Consider the following 17,703-nt stretch of genomic DNA (forward strand, 5'->3'; position numbering starts at 1 on the left):
TCAGCACAGCGAGCGGATTTTTAATCCGCTCGTTTTTTTGATTGTCTGGGGGTTGGATTGGTTCGGTGTGGTGTGGGTTTGGTGCGGTACGGCGCGGGGTTGGCTCGGTACAGCGCGGGATTGGCTCGGTACAGCGCGGGATTGGTTCGGTACGGCGCGGGATTGGCTCGGTACGGCGCGGGGTTGGCTCGGTACGGCGTGGGTTTGGTGCGGTGCGGCAAAACTTTTGCTTGCTTGCCGGCAATCATGTACGGAAAAAGGGAAGCGCGATTGGCGCTTCCCTTCCCTTTTCACTTCTTACAAATCATCAAAGCCATTCAAATCACTCGTCTTCACATACTGACGGCTTGTTTGTTCGAAGAAATCTGTCTTCGTATCATCGAAGTTATCGACATATGCGCGAATCCATTTCATCGGATTGTCCGTGAACTCGGGATAGATTTCACTCAATCCAAGCATGCGCAGCATTTTATTGGCACGATATTTGATGTAGCCTTCCATTTCCTCCATGTCGAGACCTTCGATTTCGCCTAGTACATAGCGGCTCCAAATAACTTCTTGATCGACGGAATGACGGAATTGATCATAGATCCAATCTGTGAATTCACCCGTATTGTATTCAGGGTTTTCAGCAAGCGCCGCGCGGAAAATATCACTGATCGCTTTTCCGTGTTGCAATTCATCTCTATTGATATACGAAATCATAGTAGATGTCCCGACCATTTTCTGGTGACGTGCTAAGTTATAGAAAAACGCAAACCCACTGTAGAAGAATAAACCTTCAAGCAATGTTGTATAAACCATCGCCTTCAAAACTGTTTCGATTGTCGGATTCTCAGCTAACTCATTATAGACTTCCACAATCCGTTCATTACGCTTCATCAACACTTCATCCGTACGCCCCATTTCAAATGAAGCCATTTGCTTGTCTAGATTGGTGACGGAAGACAGGACGTATGCATAACTATGGTTATGTTCACTTTCCTGGTCCGCAATTGTCGCCATAATCGACTTGACGGAAGGATCCGTCGCAAAGTCCGCGATCTTCATCGCTACAACTGTTTGCGGGCCATCCAATGTTGCGAGCAGGCCGATAATTTTCAAGAAGGCAGATTGCTCTTCTATCGAAAGGCGCGGGAATTGCTTTACGTCTTGTGTCATATCCACTTCATTCGCCGTCCAAAAAAGAGAACGGATACGCTGACGCAATGTATAGAAATGTGGATGCGCCAAGTCATTCCAGTTCAAAATGCCGCTTGCTTCCCCACCAAAAATAGCCGTCGCTTTGTTCGGATTTGCTGGATTCAATACTTTTACTCTTGTAAGTGTCGCCAATGGTCGAGCACTCCTTTCGTCCAATTCGTTACCAATTTTTCTTGCGTGCCACGCGGGCTTTGTTCGATCTTTAACGGTTCAAATGGTGAATGATAGAAGCGCGCTAACTTTTCTGCCGCTTTGCAAAACAACTCATCTCCACCAAATTGCGTATCCCCTGTGCCGAAGACGTAGACAGGCTCTGGCTTGAAGCCGATAGCCGCCACAAAGTCCTTCACTTCATCCGGCGTTGAACCTTTTTCCCATGTAAAGGAACCAATGCAGAATGCTTCATATTTATTTACATCCGGAAGGACCCCGATGCCGATCCGATGGGTGTCGACTTCGATTCCTTCACGGCTTATTTTATCCGCTATCAACTCCGCCACTTCCTCCGTATTGCCGCTCCAGGAAGTGTACGCAATCAAGAATGACACCACTCGCACTCCTCGATTTCAGAAGCTGTTGACCGCATATAATACGTTGTTTTCATACCGGATTTCCATGCTTGCATGTGCAAATCAAGCAGGACAGATGCCCGGATGGAATTCGGTACGTAAATATTGAATGAAATCGACTGATCGATATGTTGCTGGCGTGCGGCGTTTTGTTTAATTGACCAGCGCTGATCGACGATATACGCGGAACGGCGGTAGATATCATACGTGTTATGGTCCAAATCGGGTGCGATGACCGGCAATTTATAGTCTTTTTTCTCTTCATGATAGAACGGCTTGAAAACCGGGTCGATCGAAGCAGTGGAGCCCGCTATAACAGATGTCGAACTATTCGGCGCGACAGCCATCAAATAGCCATTGCGCATTCCGTTGATTGCTACGTCCATACGTAGCTCCCGCCATTTGTTCGAGTCGTATTCGCGTTGCTCGAAGTACTCCCCTGTCTGCCAATCGGAGCCTTCAAACAATGGATATGCGCCTTTTTCCTTCGACAGTTCCATCGACGCTTTGATCGTCAGATATGCAATGTTTTCGTAAAGTTCATCTGCATACTCCACAGCCTCGTCGGATTCCCACTGAATATTTTTCAATGCCAATAAATGATGCCAGCCAAATGTACCAAGTCCGATACCACGGTAACGCGCATTCGTACGTTGTGCCTGTACCACCGGAATTTTGTTTTGATCGATGACATTATCGAGCATTCGCACTTGGATCGTAATCAGGCGATCGAGCACGTTCGCCATCACCGCTTTTCCTAAGTTAATGGAAGATAGATTACAAACAACGAAATCGCCCGGCTTTGTGCGTGTAACGACCATATCGTCTTCCAATGAAACCGATTCGAATGTGGTAGCCGACATATTTTGCAAAATTTCTGTACACAAATTACTAGAATAAATAATTCCCTCATGTTTATTCGGGTTCATCCGGTTCACTTCATCGCGGTAAAACATGAATGGTGTGCCTGTTTCCAGTTGGCTGCGCAATACACGCTTCATGATTTCAATCGCAGATACCGTTTCGCGTGATAACTCCGGATTATTGACACATTCCTCATACTTCTCACGGAACGAGCCGGCTCCTTTTGTCTCATCATAAAAGTCTTCCAATGAATAACCCATCTTCGTCCGTACTTCATGCGGGTCGAATAAATACCAGTCTTCGCGCGATTCCACTTTCTCCATGAACAGATCCGGCAAGCAAACGCCTGTGAAAATATCATGTGCACGCAAACGATCGTCACCGTTATTCAGCTTCAAATCGAGGAATGTAAAGATATCTTTATGCCACACATCCAAGTACACCGCTACCGCACCCTGTCTTTGACCGAGCTGATCGACGCTGACTGCCGTGTTATTCAACTGCTTGATCCATGGCAGCACGCCGCTTGAAGCACCTTCAAATCCTCGGATAGATGCACCGCGTGAACGGACTTTCCCCATATAGACGCCAATTCCGCCGCCGAATTTCGATAAGTTCGCAATATCCGTATTGCTGTTGTAAATGCCCTGCAAGGAGTCATCCACTGTATCGATGAAACAGCTGGATAACTGACCGTGCATCTTCCCTGCATTCGACAGAGTCGGAGTTGCAACCGTCATGTAAAGATTGCTCATCGCCCAGTATGCTTCCCCAATTTTATGGATGCGCTCTTCCGTTTCATCCTGCATCAATGTCATCGCGATGACGAGCCAGCGTTCTTGCGGCAACTCTACCGGCTGCTTGGAGAAGTTTACTGTGACATAGCGGTCCACCAATGTTTTCAATCCAATATAAGTAAATAAAAGGTCGCGGGTCGGCTCCAGTAAACGGCCGATTTCGTCGAGTTCTTCACGGCTGTACTTCTCCGTCAACACCGACGTATAGAGCCCTTGCTCCACCAAGCGTTCTACATTTTTCGCAAAGTCAGTATAAACATCTGCGCCACGCAGCGCTTTTTGCTTCGCATACACATCATATAGATAAATCCGCGCGGCCACGAACGTCCAGTAGGTATTCGCTTCATCGATTCTGCTCAGTGATTCCAAGACCATCGCATTCGTCCAATCCGTTGCTGAACTTTCCGGATGCCGCTCTTGATATCGCCGGCTCGCTTCGACTAATGGCTCAACTTCCTGTTTCCCGAACTCTTCCTGTAGATTTTCCATCAATAAATCAAGACCGACTGTTTCATGAATAATAGCCATTAATATCCGCTCCCTCAAAAATAATAAAAAATAAAAAAAGACTCCCGATCAATCGGGAGTCGTCATGTGACGGATGGTAGTAAGCGGAAAACGACAGGCAAACAAAAACCTCTGCGTTTCGCTTCCACTCTCCAACCCCGAAGAATGTATCGCATGATGAATGGCAGGTCTCCTGGCTGGCATGTCTCTCTTCTGTCCATCCTTCCCGCCTAAGGCAGTGGATAATTACGGACAGTCGTCAATACCATCAGTTGCGGGGGCAGCTCCGTTTTTAGCGGATTCCCTTTTAAACCGTTATCGGTACCGATTCATCAAAATACTATATATAGTGTCTTATGTACAAGTTATACCCTAACATGTTGTATGTAAACTGTAAAGAACTAAAAAAGGTCGCAGTTCAGAATTGGACTTCTGAACTACGACTTTATTGTTTCAGCGGAACTCACCCACGCAATCGATCGTCTGGATCCGCAGGGGTTTCCTCCCAACATTCCGCGCCTTTTAGGCCAGGAATGCTTTCGGCTTTGAATACTGGATTTTTCCCTTGGCGTCTTTGAGCAGTGAAGTCGTCGAGGACTTGAAAAGCCACTTTTCCGAGAAGTAGGATGACGATCAGATTCAGGATTGCCATTACACCCATGAAGAGATCGGCCATATCCCATACGACTTGTACTTTTGCTACTGCACCGAAAAACACCATGCCTAGGACTAGAATCTGATAAAGCACTTTCCATCCTCTGCCCGCGTGAATGAATTCGATATTCGTCTCACCGTAATAATAATTACCGATGACAGAACTGAATGCGAAGAACATGATCGCGACCGCAATGAAATACGGAGCCCATGCCCCGACATGCACTGCCATCGATGCCTGCGTCAGCAAAATTCCATCCGTTTCACCAGACTGATATAGTCCGCCAAGCAAGATGATGAATGCCGTAGCCGAACAAATTATAATCGTATCGAAAAATACACCAAGACTCTGTACGAGCCCTTGTTTTGCCGGGTGCGAAACATTGGCTGTCGCAGCAGCATTCGGCACACTACCCATACCGGCTTCATTGGAGAATAGTCCTCGGCGAACCCCTTGCATGATCGCCATCCCAATTCCACCGCCCGCAATTTCCTTGATGCCAAATGCATGTTCAACAATCAACATGAACATGGCAGGAACCTGCGTAATATTCATGACAACGATAAACAACGCAACCAGAATGTAGAATACTGCCATCACGGGAACAATCGTCTGCGTCACTTTGACAATGCGCTGGACACCGCCGAAGATGATGATGGCTGTAAGTACTACCAATCCGAGACCGACACCCCAATCTGGAATACCGAAAACATTCATGAAGGATTGGCTGATCGTATTGGATTGTACTGCGTTGAAAATGAAACCGAAACATAGTGTCAACAAAATAGCAAAAGCGATTCCTAGATTCCGCTTTCCGAGCGCTTTCTGCATATAATACGCTGGTCCACCGCGGAACGTCTCACCATCTTTTACTTTATACACTTGCGCGAGCGTACTCTCGATGAATGCGGTCGCCATTCCAATGATCGCAATAATCCACATCCAAAACACCGCGCCGGGTCCACCAATTCCAATTGCAAGGGCGACCCCTGCCACGTTACCAGTCCCGACACGCGAAGCCGCACTGATGGTGAACGCCTGGAAAGGTGAAACTCCGTCATTCCCTTCCTTCTTTTCCACGATCAAACGAAACATTTCACGGAACAAACGCACTTGTACAAATTTCGTGCGAATCGTAAAATATACCCCAGCTGCGAGTAAAAGTCCTATTAAGATATACGTCCAAATAAAGTTATTCGCCGGTCCTACCAGCCAGTCCAAAGCATTTTGAAACATCTGACCACCTCCTTGTTTATCTATACCCTGCTAACTATCCGAATACGCATCGCAAAGCAAATAATCTCGCACTGACGAAACCGGATTTTATCAGTATACTATATCACAAGAATAAATCGCTGTTTTTTATTTCTGACATCAAATGGGCAGTCTCCCTGCAGAGCAGCCCGGATGCATTCGCCATCAACTCAACCAGCGTCTTGCTGCCGTCGTCTAAAGCACGCAGTTCAGAGAACCACTCACTCAATTCCCCGCACGTACCTTTTTCAATCGCCCCTGAAATGACGAAGACAGGAACTCCGCAAACTTTCGCTGACTTCGCAACTCCCAGCAATGCCTTGCCATCCAGCGTCTGGCGATCCGTCTTGCCCTCGCCCGTCAAAATGAAATCAGCAGATTGTATATGCTTTGCGAATTCAATGGCCTCCAACACTACTTCAATCCCGCTTTCCAATCGCGCCCCGCAATAAGCCAGCAAAGCGCCTGCACTACCTCCCGCAGCTCCTGCACCCTTCAGTTTATGGAGACGCATACCAGTAAGTTTGGCTGTTTTATCCGCAAAATGAAGCAATCCTTCATCCAGCAACTTCACCGCTTTTGTATCTGCTCCTTTTTGCGGTCCAAAAATGTACGAAGCACCATTTTCACCGACGAAAGGGTTTTCCACATCCGATGCAATCCGAATATCCGTTGTTACCAAACGCTTATCCATCTATGACACATCTACTTTATCGATGAGGGAAAGCGAAGAGCCGTTCATCTGCAGCAACTTCCCCTGCGCATCAAAAAACCTGACACCTAGCGCTTCCAACAAACCGGTTCCTCCATCATTCGTCGCACTTCCTCCTAAACCGATGATCAACTTGCGATGCCCTTCATCAAGCGCATGGCGAATCAATTCTCCCGTGCCAAATGTCGAAGCCTCCATCGGATTCAATTCACCAGGCCCAAGTAACATCAGCCCAGAAGCTTGCGCAAGTTCCACCACTGCCGTCTCCCCATCACCAAGTACTCCAAGTTGCGCTTCTACTAAATGCCCGAGCGGTTTGCGTACAGTAAATGTTTTATACACGCCTCCCGTTGCAGATATAAGAGCCGACAATGTGCCTTCCCCGCCATCTGCGACAGGCAAACACACTGTCTCCGCTTGTGGAAATACCTTTTTGACACCTGTCTGCATCGCCTCGGCAGCTTCCTCGGCTGTCAAACTTCCTTTGAATGCATCAGGCGCAATGATTACTTTCATCGTCTCACCCCCTTTTATTGGTAGTGTAGCAGATTTACAAAGAACAGACATTTCGAAACTGATATTTTCAATTTTTCTGAGAGTACGATATAATCAACGGCAAGTACGAGAGGTAAGCTAGGTGAACTTTCAGAAAGGAGAATGAACAATGAATAGTAAAATGTTTGTTCTACTATTGGTTATCTTAGTGATCAATACTTTGCGATATGGGTCCTATCTTCTAGAAGGGTCAACAAGTACATATTATTTACTATCCTTTTGTTTAAACTTGTTCGCTTTGATTGGAGTCATCCTGTCAAACATAAAAGGACGTATTAAAAATACTGATGGGAACGGAAGCACGGAAAGAAAACAGAGATTAATAGCTTGATGACGCCAACATAATAATTCCTTGTGTGGAATAACACGTGTAGGAATACAAGGTATTTAGATAACTTGAAAAAGGAGTGTGCAGGATGAATAACTACCAAAAACGTTCCGTGTATATTTCAATTATAGTTCTTGCTTTCTTTTTAGCATTATCCTTAATTACACATCAATGGGGATTCTTTTTGTGGAGTCTATTGCCTGTTTTTATTGTTTTGATGACTGTGTTTTCCAGCAAGATCAACAAAGGAAGCGGTAATAATTGAGAAGTTTTATTCACCTGCCGGACTTGATAAACGGATAAGCACAATCCCTATCAGTTCCAGATTGCAATATACAATTATCTTGCGTATAGATACCTTTTTAAATAAATAACTAAGGTGTGATGAGATAAATATGATTTATTTCGGGGTGGGATCATCTTTTTGGCCAACGTTCTTCCTTTTTTTATTCGTTGTTTGGCTGCTGTTTTTTTCGTTTAATGCCATTATGAGAAAAATCCTTAAAGTTAAAAGGAAGAAGTTATTTTCAGATAACCATATGAATGCATTGCATAAAAAGATTGATTGGACCATTCGAATTGTCTTTATTGTTGCTATCATAGTCGGAAGCATCGTCAATGTATCAAGACTGCCATCGGATCCAATCTTGTTTTTAGAACCTTACATTTTACTGTTTGCATTAATTTTCATAACTGAAATCGTTACAGCTATTATGGAATGGAAGTATGCAGAAAATAAAAATGCTTACATTTTAACAACTTCTCAATTAGTTCTTCTTGCAATGCTCTTACTTTCAATGTATTTGACTGATTTTTTCGGCTTGTTTGGGTAGACTTAAAAATATACACATACAGTACTATTGAAGCCAATTTTCTTAAAAGGCTTTACCATAGCAGACAGTAAATTAAATAATTTACGTAAAGGAGCATCCCGATATGGAAATTAGTCAATATTTGCAACGAATCGGTCTCAAGGACATAAAAGGGATAAGTATTGAAACGCTTTCCCAACTTCAGATGCAACATATGCTGCATATTCCCTTTGAAAATTTAGATGTGATGCACAATGTTCCGATTCCCTTAGACGTAGAAACGTATTACAACAAAATTGTACTGAATCAGCGCGGCGGTTTTTGTTATGAATTAAATGGGCTATTCAACTGGTTACTGCAAGGGCTTGGCTTCAACAATCATTTGATAGCTGGAACCGTGAGAACCCCCAAAGGCACTTGGGCAAAAGAAGAAAGTCATGCCGCCCAGATTGTCCAACTAGATCAGCCTTATTTAGTCGATGTAGGATTTGGCGACTCTACTAGAATGCCACTCCCCTTAACAGGCGAACCGCAAGAAGACGTCAGCGGGGTATACCGTGCAGAAAAGATAGAAGAGAGTATTTTTGACCTGCAAAGAAAAGGTAACGATGCTGAATGGAATACGTTGCTTCGCTTTGACATAACTCCTAAAAAGTTAATGGACTTTGAAGAGGCATGCCATTTTAATCAAACCTCCCCTGATTCCCATTTTACGAACAAAGAACTCATCACGATTGCCACTTCGGATGGCCGGATTACACTTTCAGGGGATACTTTAGTCGTCACTCACAATGGGGAAAAACAAGAGACAACCGTTCACAACAGCGAAAGGGCTGCTGTTCTGGAACGATACTTCGGTATTCATCTTAAGGAATCATGATATACTCTTTCATTAGGCTGACATGTCCCCAAAATGGTTGGTCGCATTCCCCTACCAATGAAAGAACATGTTTCAGCATCAGTCCACTACAAAGAAATGCAGCTTATTATGTATTGGACAATCGAAAAGAAGCCGGCAGTAGCATGTTAGAAACTTAAGAAAACAGAGGAAGGATTGATTTATATGGAGAAAGTTACACCATTTTTAATGTTCCAAGATGGCAATGCAGAAGAAGCAATGAATTATTACACATCACTTATTGAGGACTCGGCAATTACAAGCATCACCCGCTACGGAGCGAATGAAGCCGGGGATGAAGGAACGGTGATGCATGCGACCTTTTCTTTGAAGGGGCAGGAATTTATGTGCATCGACAGTAATTTAAAACATGAATTCTCCTTCACTCCTTCGTTTTCAATCTACCTCACTTGCACTTCGGAAAAGGAGCTGGACGATCTTTACGGGAAACTGATCCAGGATGGACAAGCTCTTATGCCGCTGGATGACTATGGTTTCAGCAAGAAGTTTGGCTGGCTAAATGATCGGTACGGTATTTCCTGGCAATTAAATCTTCCGTAATAAATAAAGGAGGCTCCAGAATCAACTGGAGTCTCCTTTTCTTACAATATATACTTATCGATTTTCAATACAAGCTCGGCAATTTCCGGCTTGCTCACTTGATCGTCCGCCCCGACGCTCAATCCTTTATGCTTAAGATCGTCCGTGATTAGCGAAGAGAAGATGATGACCGGCAATCCAGCAAGCTTCGGATTCTCGCGAATTCGTCTCGTAAAGTGATGGCCGTCCATTTGCGGCATCTCGATATCCGTGATGACGAGCTGGACTTCTTTTTTCACGTCGATCCCTTGTTCCACAATGCTTTCCAAATAATCGAAAGCATCTTTACCGTTCTCATAAAAGTCCAAGTTGCCATAGCCTGCTTCTTGCAACGTATCATTCAATAATTTACGCAACAGAGGTGAATCTTCTGCAATCAAAAGACGCTTGTCAGATCGCTCTCGTTTGCCTAATTTCTTCACCTGGTCCACATTTATGCCCGCGTCCGGATTAATATCGAGAATAATCTTTTCGAAATCCAGCAATAACAGCATTTCGCCGTCTAACTTGATGACACCGATGACTTGGGAATTCTCGGCTGCATAGATGCCTGAAGGTTTCTCGATCTGATCCCATGAAATCCGATGAATCTGTGTCACATTGTGTACTTGGAAAACGACGGTCTGTTTATTAAACGAAGCGACGATATATTTTTCATCTGAAGGATTGCTTGAAGGAGCCATCCCTAAAATCTTTTCCATGTTGACGACTGGCAACACTTCGCCGCGTAACTGGACAATTCCCTCCACCGCAAAATGCGCGTGCGGAATCGGGGTGATCGGCAACGGCATAATAATCTCTTTCACTTTGATAACGTTGATACCGTAACGGTTGCCTCCCATTTCAAACCCGACAATCTCCAGCTCATTTGTACCACTTTCCAATAAAATCCCTGAATCGTTCGCCAACTTCTTCCACCCTCTCAGACGATTTGTCTATCTATTTATCAAAAATTCACAGTATCGTATTCATTTTGGTGCCATAGGACTACTATACCATATGGATCACCTATCAATCTATGACAATACGAAGAAATATAGTAGCCCCTTTTATTTTGAAGGCTGCTTACCGAGTTGCATTACTCGTTGGCGCTCATCCGATTTATCAACCCACTTCACCAACTGGTCGACAGCCATCGGTCTCGCGAAGTAATACCCTTGGAAAATCAAGTCCGGCTGAAGATCAAGCAAGAACTCCACTTGCTCTAAGGTTTCTACTCCCTCGATGACGATTTTCAGATCCATGGATTGCCCGATGTTCAGGATGGCATTGAGCACGGCGCATTCTTTTGGCGACGCAGGAACTACATCCGTGAACGACTTATCGATTTTCAATGTCGTGATCGGCAATTGCTGCAGATAGGACAGCGAGGAGACACCCGTACCGAAATCATCCAGCGCTACCGCGAAACCATAGCGCTTAAACCTCTTCAATGCGGTCATGGCAAGCGTGATCGATTTCGCCGTACTCGTCTCCGTGATTTCCAGCTCAATCCGGCTTGGCTCGATACGGAATGCGTCCGTCTCTTTCCATAACACGTCCAATAAATGCGGCTCCGTTACGTATTCGCCCGGAATATTGATGGCGACTTGTGGAATATGCACACCTTGCGCGTCCCAGTCGTGAATCTGCCTGCAAACTTTATGGATGATCCAGTCGGTCACTTCCCCCATCCGTCCATCTGATTCTAAAAATGGTACGAATACAGCGGGCGATATCGGTCCGAGTTCAGGGTGATCCCATCGCAGCAGAGCTTCTACTCCGACAAATTCAGTAGTGGCGCCCTTCACTTTCGGCTGATACACAAGATGAAGATGCTCTTCCTCCATCGCTTTCGAAATATCCCGCAACACTTCTTGCTCATAGGACGTTCCATAAATAGCCGGGTCAAACGTAACCAAGCCCCACTCACGAGAAAGAGTCGCTTGATCGACGACCATCAGCGCTTCTTGGTACAATTGCTTTTTCGTTTTCCGCTGATCCGCTTTCGCTAATGCACACGTATAGCGCATCTCCTGTCGTTTGATCGGCAGCAATTGGTCAATCTCTCGTTGAAGAATGACCAGATTTTTATAGAAATCCGCCGAACGTCCGGATTGATTGACGCAGAATAAATATCGATTTCCACTTACCCGATATAATTGCGCGAACTTTGGCTTCCATTTCGACAATAGTTCGCCGATTTGCTGCAAGATCTTGTCGCCAGCCTCATAACTATATAACTGATTGACACGCTGCAAATCAGGGAAATTCCAGACCGCCACATCTCCTGCCGCTACATCATCCGTCAGTTCACGTTCCCAATTCCGTCGATTGGGCAGCTTCGTCAATACATCAAAATACTTCAGCCAATAGTCCAAATAGCCGTCAATATAGGTTGTCAATAACATGACGACCAGCAATACACCGACACCCACGCCAATAACCGAATTCAATAAAAGCATATGATTGACTGCTTGATCCATGAATGGCTGCCCGTTTTTTATATAATAGCGAGTCCCGAGCAAACCTAAATAATGCATGGCGGCTGGTGCCAACGTCAAACATAGTATGGCAATCCATTTTCCAGCAGTCGTGTTTTTCGGATTACCGATGAGCCGGAAGGTGATGTAAGAAAACAGGCCGACAATCACGTTCGCCACCAGAAGCAGTTGCCAGTCATGTTGGACCACAGCCTCGACTTCCATTGATTGCATACCCAGCACATGCATGGCCGTCATGCCTTCTGCGAACAGCACAGCCGCAATCGTATATTTCCAATTAGGTTTCATGGGGCCTTGAATAAGTTGGAATGCCAGGAAAGAAGCAATGATGGCCGGCAACATGGATAGAAAACTGGTCATGTAATTGACATGCATATCCAGCGGGAGCGATAAGGAGTTCATCGATACAAAATGAGTTGCCCAAATCCCGAAACCCATGGCCAACGAAGCCAGGACAAGCCAGATTTCTCGCTTAAAGAAGCTCGGTTTCTGCATCCGGTCATAAAGCGACAACGTGGTGTAGGATGTGAAGCCTATGACAAGTAGAGACAATAAAAGTATACCGATTGAATAGGTGCTCGGGATTTCAACATATTGTTGGTAGTCTGGTGGAGTAAACATATTGCCTCGCCTCCTTAGCCTATGACAAAAGGGGAAATTTCACTTCTTGGTGATTCTAAATGCTCATTCTCGTATAATGTCTATAAATCTAGTTAGTATTTATTATTTACTATATTCCTATTCTAGTCAACGACTTTTAGAGGGGTTTGTGTTGAAAAACCGCAAAACGAATAGAATAATGAATCTTATGGTGGACGAAAGCTGTCTAAGCATGACATCCTTCTCTTTCGCTATGGTAGAACATAGGGAATAGTGAAAGAATAGGAGAAGATAAAATGCCGGTCTATAATAAATTGGTGCGTGATCTGATTCCACAGATCATCGAACAGGATGGTAAGACGTGCAAGACATATATATTGAAAGTTGATCCTTATATAACAGAAGTGAACCGTAAGATGCACGAGGGGTGGCAGAGTATGAAGATACCTACAATGCAAAAGATCCAATCGAGGAACTGGCCTATTTTCTGGAATTAATTCAGACCGAGACAGCAGTGATTGATTTGCTGGAAGCGATGAAGCAGAATGAACCGATCCAGCAGCGGCTGGCGGATGCTTATTTCGGATTGAAAGTGGAGCTGGGTTATCGACCGACGTATTTGGAATTTCATTTGAAGGCGACAGAGGATTCGAGAGCCATCCAGCAGAAATTCAAGACCTACCCGCATGCCGACGAATTAGATGCATTGAAACAGGAAGTGCTTGATCGGTATAAGGATTGATTGATTGATTGATTGATTGATTGATTGAAGTGAATCGGACGCTCATGCATAAGAACTATAAGACGGTCGTGCTGAAGTATATGTTTTTGAGGAGCCCTGGTGAATGGTATAAGTCTGTGACGGCTATGGAAGCAGCCCTGTTTTTTCATGCGTATTTAATGGAGAAGCCTTATGGGAGAGATGCGGATTTGGCGGATCAGCGCGGGAAGTCGTTACATGTGTATGATGAGATGAAAGTTGCGAGATTGATTGCGGAGATGCCGATGACGAAGTGGAGGGTTCTTCGAAGGGGAAGATTACTTTTGAGGTTGGGGAATTTTATTTAGTTGGATGCAAGAGATTTGTCAGTATCAGTTGCATTGGTATTTTGAGAGGAATACTAAAACAACATATTAAGAATGCATGAGGACTTACATTATACCGTACCAATTGTTATTAGATATTAAATACGGCACAACTAGCAGATATCTAATTGTGCCGTTTAATTGATAAAAGAAAAAACTTCATTTACTTATGATACGGTTCAACGTACTATAAATAAAACCTTCTTTTTTACTACTCCATCAAATAATGATACAACTTCCCCTCTACGGCATGCTCCATCACCATGTTCATATGCACAACAGGAAGGGCCTTCCCATTTTTATCGACCATCTTGTCTTCTTCAACTGACAACTTGTCGGGAAATCCTCTTCCTAGATAATAAAAGTCCGTTTCTTTCTTGCTTTTCTGTATAAAAATATGGATATCAAGATCATTGTCATCTGAGTATATAATTTCTTGAACTTCTTTGGATTGAAGCTTCCTATTATTTTTAGAGTACCATTTAAAAAGAGCTGGATTTATAAATTCATCCCCATAATTTATACTTGATTCAACAGTTTCCTCTTTTTCATATGTAACAAAAATAGGACATGAGCCGTACTTTGACCTATAACCATAAACTGTTGAGCTTTCATCTTTACTCCAATTCAACAATTTACATGCGTCTTTTCTTGTATATTTTTCGTATAACGTAAGTGGCTGGTCACATTGATACTTTTCCGCTTTCCTATTTGCGCTGTCTATGACATCTTTAATCAGTTTTGTGAAATATGGATTGTTCGCCAAACTTTCTCGTATAGATGAATTGAGCTGATAGTCGCCCTCTCCATTCAATTCCACAATTGGCATGTCCCCATATTTCTTTTTATAACTCTGTGTAAAAAACGACAGATCTAAAATTCGATTTACTGAATTAAGGGTTGCCTCATCTTTCCGACAACCATTGGCTTCTAACTGAGCCAGATAATCTTGATGCGAAAGTACACCCTTTTTTAACAACATTTCAACCAAAATAATTTCATGCTTACGCTTCCCATTCAATACTTCCACTGAAAACATTGTCAGTACTTTATCTTCATATATACTTATTGCCGGAACTTCTTCATTCATTTTCAGTAAAAACTGGTAGTAGTTCACATACTTATCTGCAATGACGGTCGGATCAATGGAGTGATTAACGACAAAATCATATAAGTATGGGATTCTACCAATCCTCTTTTTCAAATCCTTATAGGCGTCTCTCAAAATCTTTAATGCTGTTAGGTTGCTTTGATTGATGGAACTAAAGATTTTTTTCTTGGCGATTTCTTCAAAATTAATCGTTGAAACACCCTTTATATAGCTCGTATCTTTTGTATATCGGCGTATATTATCTTTATTCAGGGACTGATCGCCTGACAAAGCCACAGGAATGAGATAGTTGTTTTTATAATTGCCGATAAAATCAATGATTGTGACATAACTCTTTGACTCATGTTTGCGCAGCCCTCTTCCAAGCTGTTGGATAAAGATAATACTCGACTGCGTTTGTCTCAGCATGACGACCTGATTGATGCAGGGAATATCGATTCCTTCATTAAAAATATCTACGGTCAAAATATAATCAAGAAAACCATTTTCCAATAGACTAATTTGGTGTTCTCTTTCCTCTGGAGAATGGTCCCCCAACAAAGCCACAGTTCGTAATCCCTTTTCATTCAACGCTTGCGATAACTGTACTGCTTCATTTTTTCGACTGCAGAACATTAACCCTTTAACACTCTCACCAGAAAATCCATAGTAATTTATTTTCTCTAGGATATGATTGACCCTTTCTTCTGTAACGAGCTTGGATAATAGTGTTGCGTCATCAATTTCCTCTCCATTATGTTCAAAGTCCGTTACGCCAAAGTAGTGAAATGGGCAAAGCATATCTTCTTCAAGGGCTTCCTGTAATCGAATTTCATATGCAATATTGTAATCGAACAGTTCATATATATTAAAGTCGTCTGTCCGTTCCGGGGTCGCTGTCATTCCCATTAGGAATTTTGGTTTAAAATAATCAATGACTCTTTGATAAGATGCTGCGCCTGCCTTATGTACTTCATCTATCAATATATAGTCAAAATCTGCCGGATCGAATTGGCTAAGGTTCTCTGGCTTTGAAAGGGTTTGGATACTAGCAAATAGGTATTTTTTGTCTACTTGTTTACTTTCACCTACATACAATCCAAAGTCCTCACTGATCCCCCCAAGAATTCTCTGAAAGTCATTTTTCGCCTTGTTTAAAATTTGTTCTCGGTGAACAATAAACAGCATGTGCTTAGGTGCAAAGTTCCTTACGTCAAATGCTGATAAGTAGGTTTTCCCCGTGCCTGTTGCAGAAATAACAAGACCCTTATCTTTTCCTTCATCACGAACCACCTGAATTTGTAACAATGCTGCTTGTTGCATAGTGTTCGGGATTATTTTTAAAGACTCTTCGATTGCGTTAGTCGTATACTGCTCTGGCATGTCAATTACTTGCCCAGCTATCGTTTTATCCGCATTCTCATTGTACTTTGCTTCATAACTTTCAATCCATTTTTCAGTGAGTAATTCCGAGCCAGCCCACACTTCCTCAAATTGATTTTTAAAATGATGAACAATATCGCCATTTTCATGAGATGTTAATTTCACATTCCACTCGTAATTTACCTTTAGTGCATGCGCAGTTAAATTAGAACTTCCTACAATCAATGAATAATGAGTCCTATGTTTAAATATGTATCCTTTCGAATGGAATCCTTTTAAAGTGGTTAAGCGTACTTCTATATTCGTTAATTTCATAAGTTCTTTAAATACTTTAGGTTGATTAAAATATAAATAAGTGGAGGTCAATATCCTTCCAGTAACACCCTTTTTTTCAAGATCGAAAAACAAGGACTTTAGTGTAGCTAGTCCACTCTCCGTTATAAATGCAACTGAAAAAAGGAAATCCTCACTACTTGCAAGTTCCTCTTGTATTGTGTTTAATACATAATTATTTTTCTTTTCATTGTTAATGAGAAGTTCTGGTTTAAAGCGTCCAAAATTACTCTGACCTTTATCTATAAATCCCTTATGTAATGATGTTGTTAAGTTACGAATAAAGTCTTCCATATGAACATCACGTCACTTTTCACTAATATTTATCCAGATTACAATTTGATAACTTTTCAATCGCAGGAATATCTGCTGGCGCCCAGTTAAGTGATGGCAATTCTTGTCTAGTCATCCACTTTAGCTTTGCGTGTTCGGAGGCTACGGGTGATCCAGAAACAACTTTTGCCATAAACGTCTCTAATCTTACTATGACTTTTTCGTATTCATATGTGGTATCTTCTATATGCTCAAAAACTTCAATCCCACAACCCAACTCTTCTTGTATTTCTCGCTTTAGTGCTTCTTCCTTTGATTCACCTGACTCTATTTTGCCTCCCGGAAATTCCCAGTAGTTTGGTAATGTCATTTCCGGTCCTCGTAGTGCACAAAGAATTTCGTTTTGTTCATTTTCAATAATTGCTCCTACAACATGTACCTTCTTTTTAATGATTCTCACCTATTCCTTCTAATCGTATTAAATCTTGTTCGAAATTGTCTGTATGCAATATTATCAAACATCCATCCCAATATTTCAAATTGCCAATTCATTTTCCCGTATAATCACTTGCTTCAGATTAACCGCTGCGCCCATAACAAACATGAAATTTCCTACATTTATGTTTGTTGAATGGATCATGAATGTTTTAACAAACACATTTTCTTCTTGCAACCTTCCACCTCTATGTTAATCAGGGTTA

Annotated in this window: 16 protein-coding genes, 1 pseudogene and 1 riboswitch; of the genes and pseudogenes, 7 read left to right on the top strand and 10 right to left on the bottom strand. The window is 42.9% G+C overall.

Going from position 1 to position 17,703, the window contains the following annotated elements; genetic code table 11:
• The first annotated feature begins 52 nt into the window (after window positions 1–52).
• Window positions 53–343, top strand: coding sequence for a hypothetical protein (locus H7J92_RS15810; protein WP_221837877.1), 291 nt, complete (start codon window positions 53–55; stop codon window positions 341–343).
• On the opposite strand, the gene H7J92_RS15815 is transcribed toward H7J92_RS15810, so the two are convergent.
• The 5 genes and pseudogenes from H7J92_RS15815 to H7J92_RS17730 form a co-directional block, all read right to left on the bottom strand.
• Window positions 298–1,335, bottom strand: a complete 1,038-nt coding sequence (locus H7J92_RS15815) for a ribonucleotide-diphosphate reductase subunit beta (RefSeq protein ID WP_221837879.1) — start codon at window positions 1,333–1,335, stop codon at window positions 298–300. The genes H7J92_RS15810 and H7J92_RS15815 overlap by 46 nt on opposite strands.
• Window positions 1,314–1,751: a flavodoxin gene (locus tag H7J92_RS15820; protein WP_221837881.1), complete on the bottom strand. Its 438-nt coding sequence runs from the start codon at window positions 1,749–1,751 to the stop codon at window positions 1,314–1,316. Before H7J92_RS15820 ends, H7J92_RS15815 begins: the two co-directional genes overlap by 22 nt.
• Entirely contained in the window at window positions 1,739–3,961 is a 2,223-nt protein-coding gene (locus tag H7J92_RS15825) for a ribonucleoside-diphosphate reductase subunit alpha (RefSeq protein WP_221837884.1), read from the bottom strand. Before H7J92_RS15825 ends, H7J92_RS15820 begins: the two co-directional genes overlap by 13 nt.
• 145 nt (window positions 3,962–4,106) lie before the next feature.
• A riboswitch (cobalamin riboswitch) is annotated at window positions 4,107–4,285 on the bottom strand.
• A gap of 118 nt (window positions 4,286–4,403) precedes the next feature.
• Window positions 4,404–5,831: an alanine/glycine:cation symporter family protein gene (locus H7J92_RS15830; RefSeq protein WP_221837886.1), complete on the bottom strand. Its 1,428-nt coding sequence runs from the start codon at window positions 5,829–5,831 to the stop codon at window positions 4,404–4,406.
• Between the two features lie 103 nt (window positions 5,832–5,934).
• Window positions 5,935–7,128 (bottom strand): annotated as a pseudogene (locus H7J92_RS17730) (glycerate kinase).
• A 404-nt stretch (window positions 7,129–7,532) separates the two neighbouring features.
• Between H7J92_RS17730 and H7J92_RS15845 the strand changes: the two are divergent.
• The 4 genes from H7J92_RS15845 (at window position 7,533) to H7J92_RS15860 (ending at window position 9,715) form a co-directional block, all read left to right on the top strand.
• Window positions 7,533–7,709, top strand: a complete 177-nt coding sequence (locus tag H7J92_RS15845) for a hypothetical protein (RefSeq protein ID WP_176132523.1) — start codon at window positions 7,533–7,535, stop codon at window positions 7,707–7,709.
• 130 nt (window positions 7,710–7,839) lie between these two features.
• On the top strand, window positions 7,840–8,277 hold the full coding sequence (locus H7J92_RS15850; protein WP_221837896.1) for a DUF4181 domain-containing protein: 438 nt from the start codon (window positions 7,840–7,842) through the stop codon (window positions 8,275–8,277).
• A gap of 103 nt (window positions 8,278–8,380) precedes the next feature.
• The gene (locus H7J92_RS15855) at window positions 8,381–9,136 is read left to right on the top strand and encodes an arylamine N-acetyltransferase family protein (RefSeq protein WP_221837899.1); all 756 of its coding nucleotides are present in this window, start codon (window positions 8,381–8,383) and stop codon (window positions 9,134–9,136) included.
• Window positions 9,137–9,319: 183 nt separating this feature from the next.
• A complete protein-coding gene (locus H7J92_RS15860; RefSeq protein ID WP_078817467.1) occupies window positions 9,320–9,715 on the top strand; it encodes a VOC family protein in 396 nt (131 codons plus the stop codon).
• A 41-nt stretch (window positions 9,716–9,756) separates the two neighbouring features.
• Here H7J92_RS15860 and H7J92_RS15865 read toward each other — a convergent pair whose 3' ends face one another.
• Window positions 9,757–10,662: a chemotaxis protein gene (locus H7J92_RS15865; RefSeq protein WP_078817468.1), complete on the bottom strand. Its 906-nt coding sequence runs from the start codon at window positions 10,660–10,662 to the stop codon at window positions 9,757–9,759.
• Between the two features lie 141 nt (window positions 10,663–10,803).
• Window positions 10,804–12,858 carry a bifunctional diguanylate cyclase/phosphodiesterase gene (locus tag H7J92_RS15870; RefSeq protein WP_221837902.1) on the bottom strand — a complete coding sequence of 685 codons (2,055 nt, stop codon included), beginning with the start codon at window positions 12,856–12,858 and terminating at the stop codon, window positions 10,804–10,806.
• A 406-nt stretch (window positions 12,859–13,264) separates the two neighbouring features.
• Here H7J92_RS15870 and H7J92_RS15875 point away from each other — a divergent pair, with 406 nt between their 5' ends.
• Together H7J92_RS15875 and H7J92_RS15880 are read left to right on the top strand one after the other, a co-directional pair.
• Entirely contained in the window at window positions 13,265–13,579 is a 315-nt protein-coding gene (locus H7J92_RS15875) for a hypothetical protein (protein ID WP_078817470.1), read from the top strand.
• 44 nt (window positions 13,580–13,623) lie between these two features.
• A complete protein-coding gene (locus tag H7J92_RS15880; RefSeq protein WP_221837905.1) occupies window positions 13,624–13,905 on the top strand; it encodes a hypothetical protein in 282 nt (93 codons plus the stop codon).
• Between the two features lie 229 nt (window positions 13,906–14,134).
• Here the strand turns inward: H7J92_RS15880 and H7J92_RS15885 are convergent, their stop codons facing one another.
• The 3 genes from H7J92_RS15885 to H7J92_RS15895 form a co-directional block, all read right to left on the bottom strand.
• Entirely contained in the window at window positions 14,135–17,023 is a 2,889-nt protein-coding gene (locus H7J92_RS15885) for a DEAD/DEAH box helicase (RefSeq protein ID WP_221837908.1), read from the bottom strand.
• A gap of 22 nt (window positions 17,024–17,045) precedes the next feature.
• Window positions 17,046–17,453: a (deoxy)nucleoside triphosphate pyrophosphohydrolase gene (locus tag H7J92_RS15890; RefSeq protein ID WP_221837937.1), complete on the bottom strand. Its 408-nt coding sequence runs from the start codon at window positions 17,451–17,453 to the stop codon at window positions 17,046–17,048.
• Window positions 17,454–17,537: 84 nt separating this feature from the next.
• Window positions 17,538–17,675, bottom strand: coding sequence for a hypothetical protein (locus H7J92_RS15895; protein WP_221837911.1), 138 nt, complete (start codon window positions 17,673–17,675; stop codon window positions 17,538–17,540).
• Between the last annotated feature and the right edge of the window lie 28 nt (window positions 17,676–17,703).

The sequence above is a fragment of the Sporosarcina aquimarina genome, from assembly GCF_019748715.1.
In the GTDB taxonomy this organism is placed as follows: Bacteria; Bacillota; Bacilli; order Bacillales_A; family Planococcaceae; genus Sporosarcina; species Sporosarcina newyorkensis.

Excerpts from the sequence above, each read along its gene's own strand:
- H7J92_RS15825 (WP_221837884.1), bottom strand. The coding sequence starts at position 3,961 with ATGGCTATTATTCATGAAACAGTCGGTCTTGATTTATTGATGGAAAAT.
- H7J92_RS15830 (WP_221837886.1), bottom strand. The coding sequence starts at position 5,831 with ATGTTTCAAAATGCTTTGGACTGGCTGGTAGGACCGGCGAATAACTTT.
- H7J92_RS15845 (WP_176132523.1), top strand. The coding sequence starts at position 7,533 with ATGAATAACTACCAAAAACGTTCCGTGTATATTTCAATTATAGTTCTT.
- H7J92_RS15850 (WP_221837896.1), top strand. The coding sequence starts at position 7,840 with ATGATTTATTTCGGGGTGGGATCATCTTTTTGGCCAACGTTCTTCCTT.
- H7J92_RS15855 (WP_221837899.1), top strand. The coding sequence starts at position 8,381 with ATGGAAATTAGTCAATATTTGCAACGAATCGGTCTCAAGGACATAAAA.
- H7J92_RS15860 (WP_078817467.1), top strand. The coding sequence starts at position 9,320 with ATGGAGAAAGTTACACCATTTTTAATGTTCCAAGATGGCAATGCAGAA.
- H7J92_RS15870 (WP_221837902.1), bottom strand. The coding sequence starts at position 12,858 with ATGTTTACTCCACCAGACTACCAACAATATGTTGAAATCCCGAGCACC.
- H7J92_RS15880 (WP_221837905.1), top strand. The coding sequence starts at position 13,624 with ATGCATAAGAACTATAAGACGGTCGTGCTGAAGTATATGTTTTTGAGG.
- H7J92_RS15885 (WP_221837908.1), bottom strand. The coding sequence starts at position 17,023 with ATGGAAGACTTTATTCGTAACTTAACAACATCATTACATAAGGGATTT.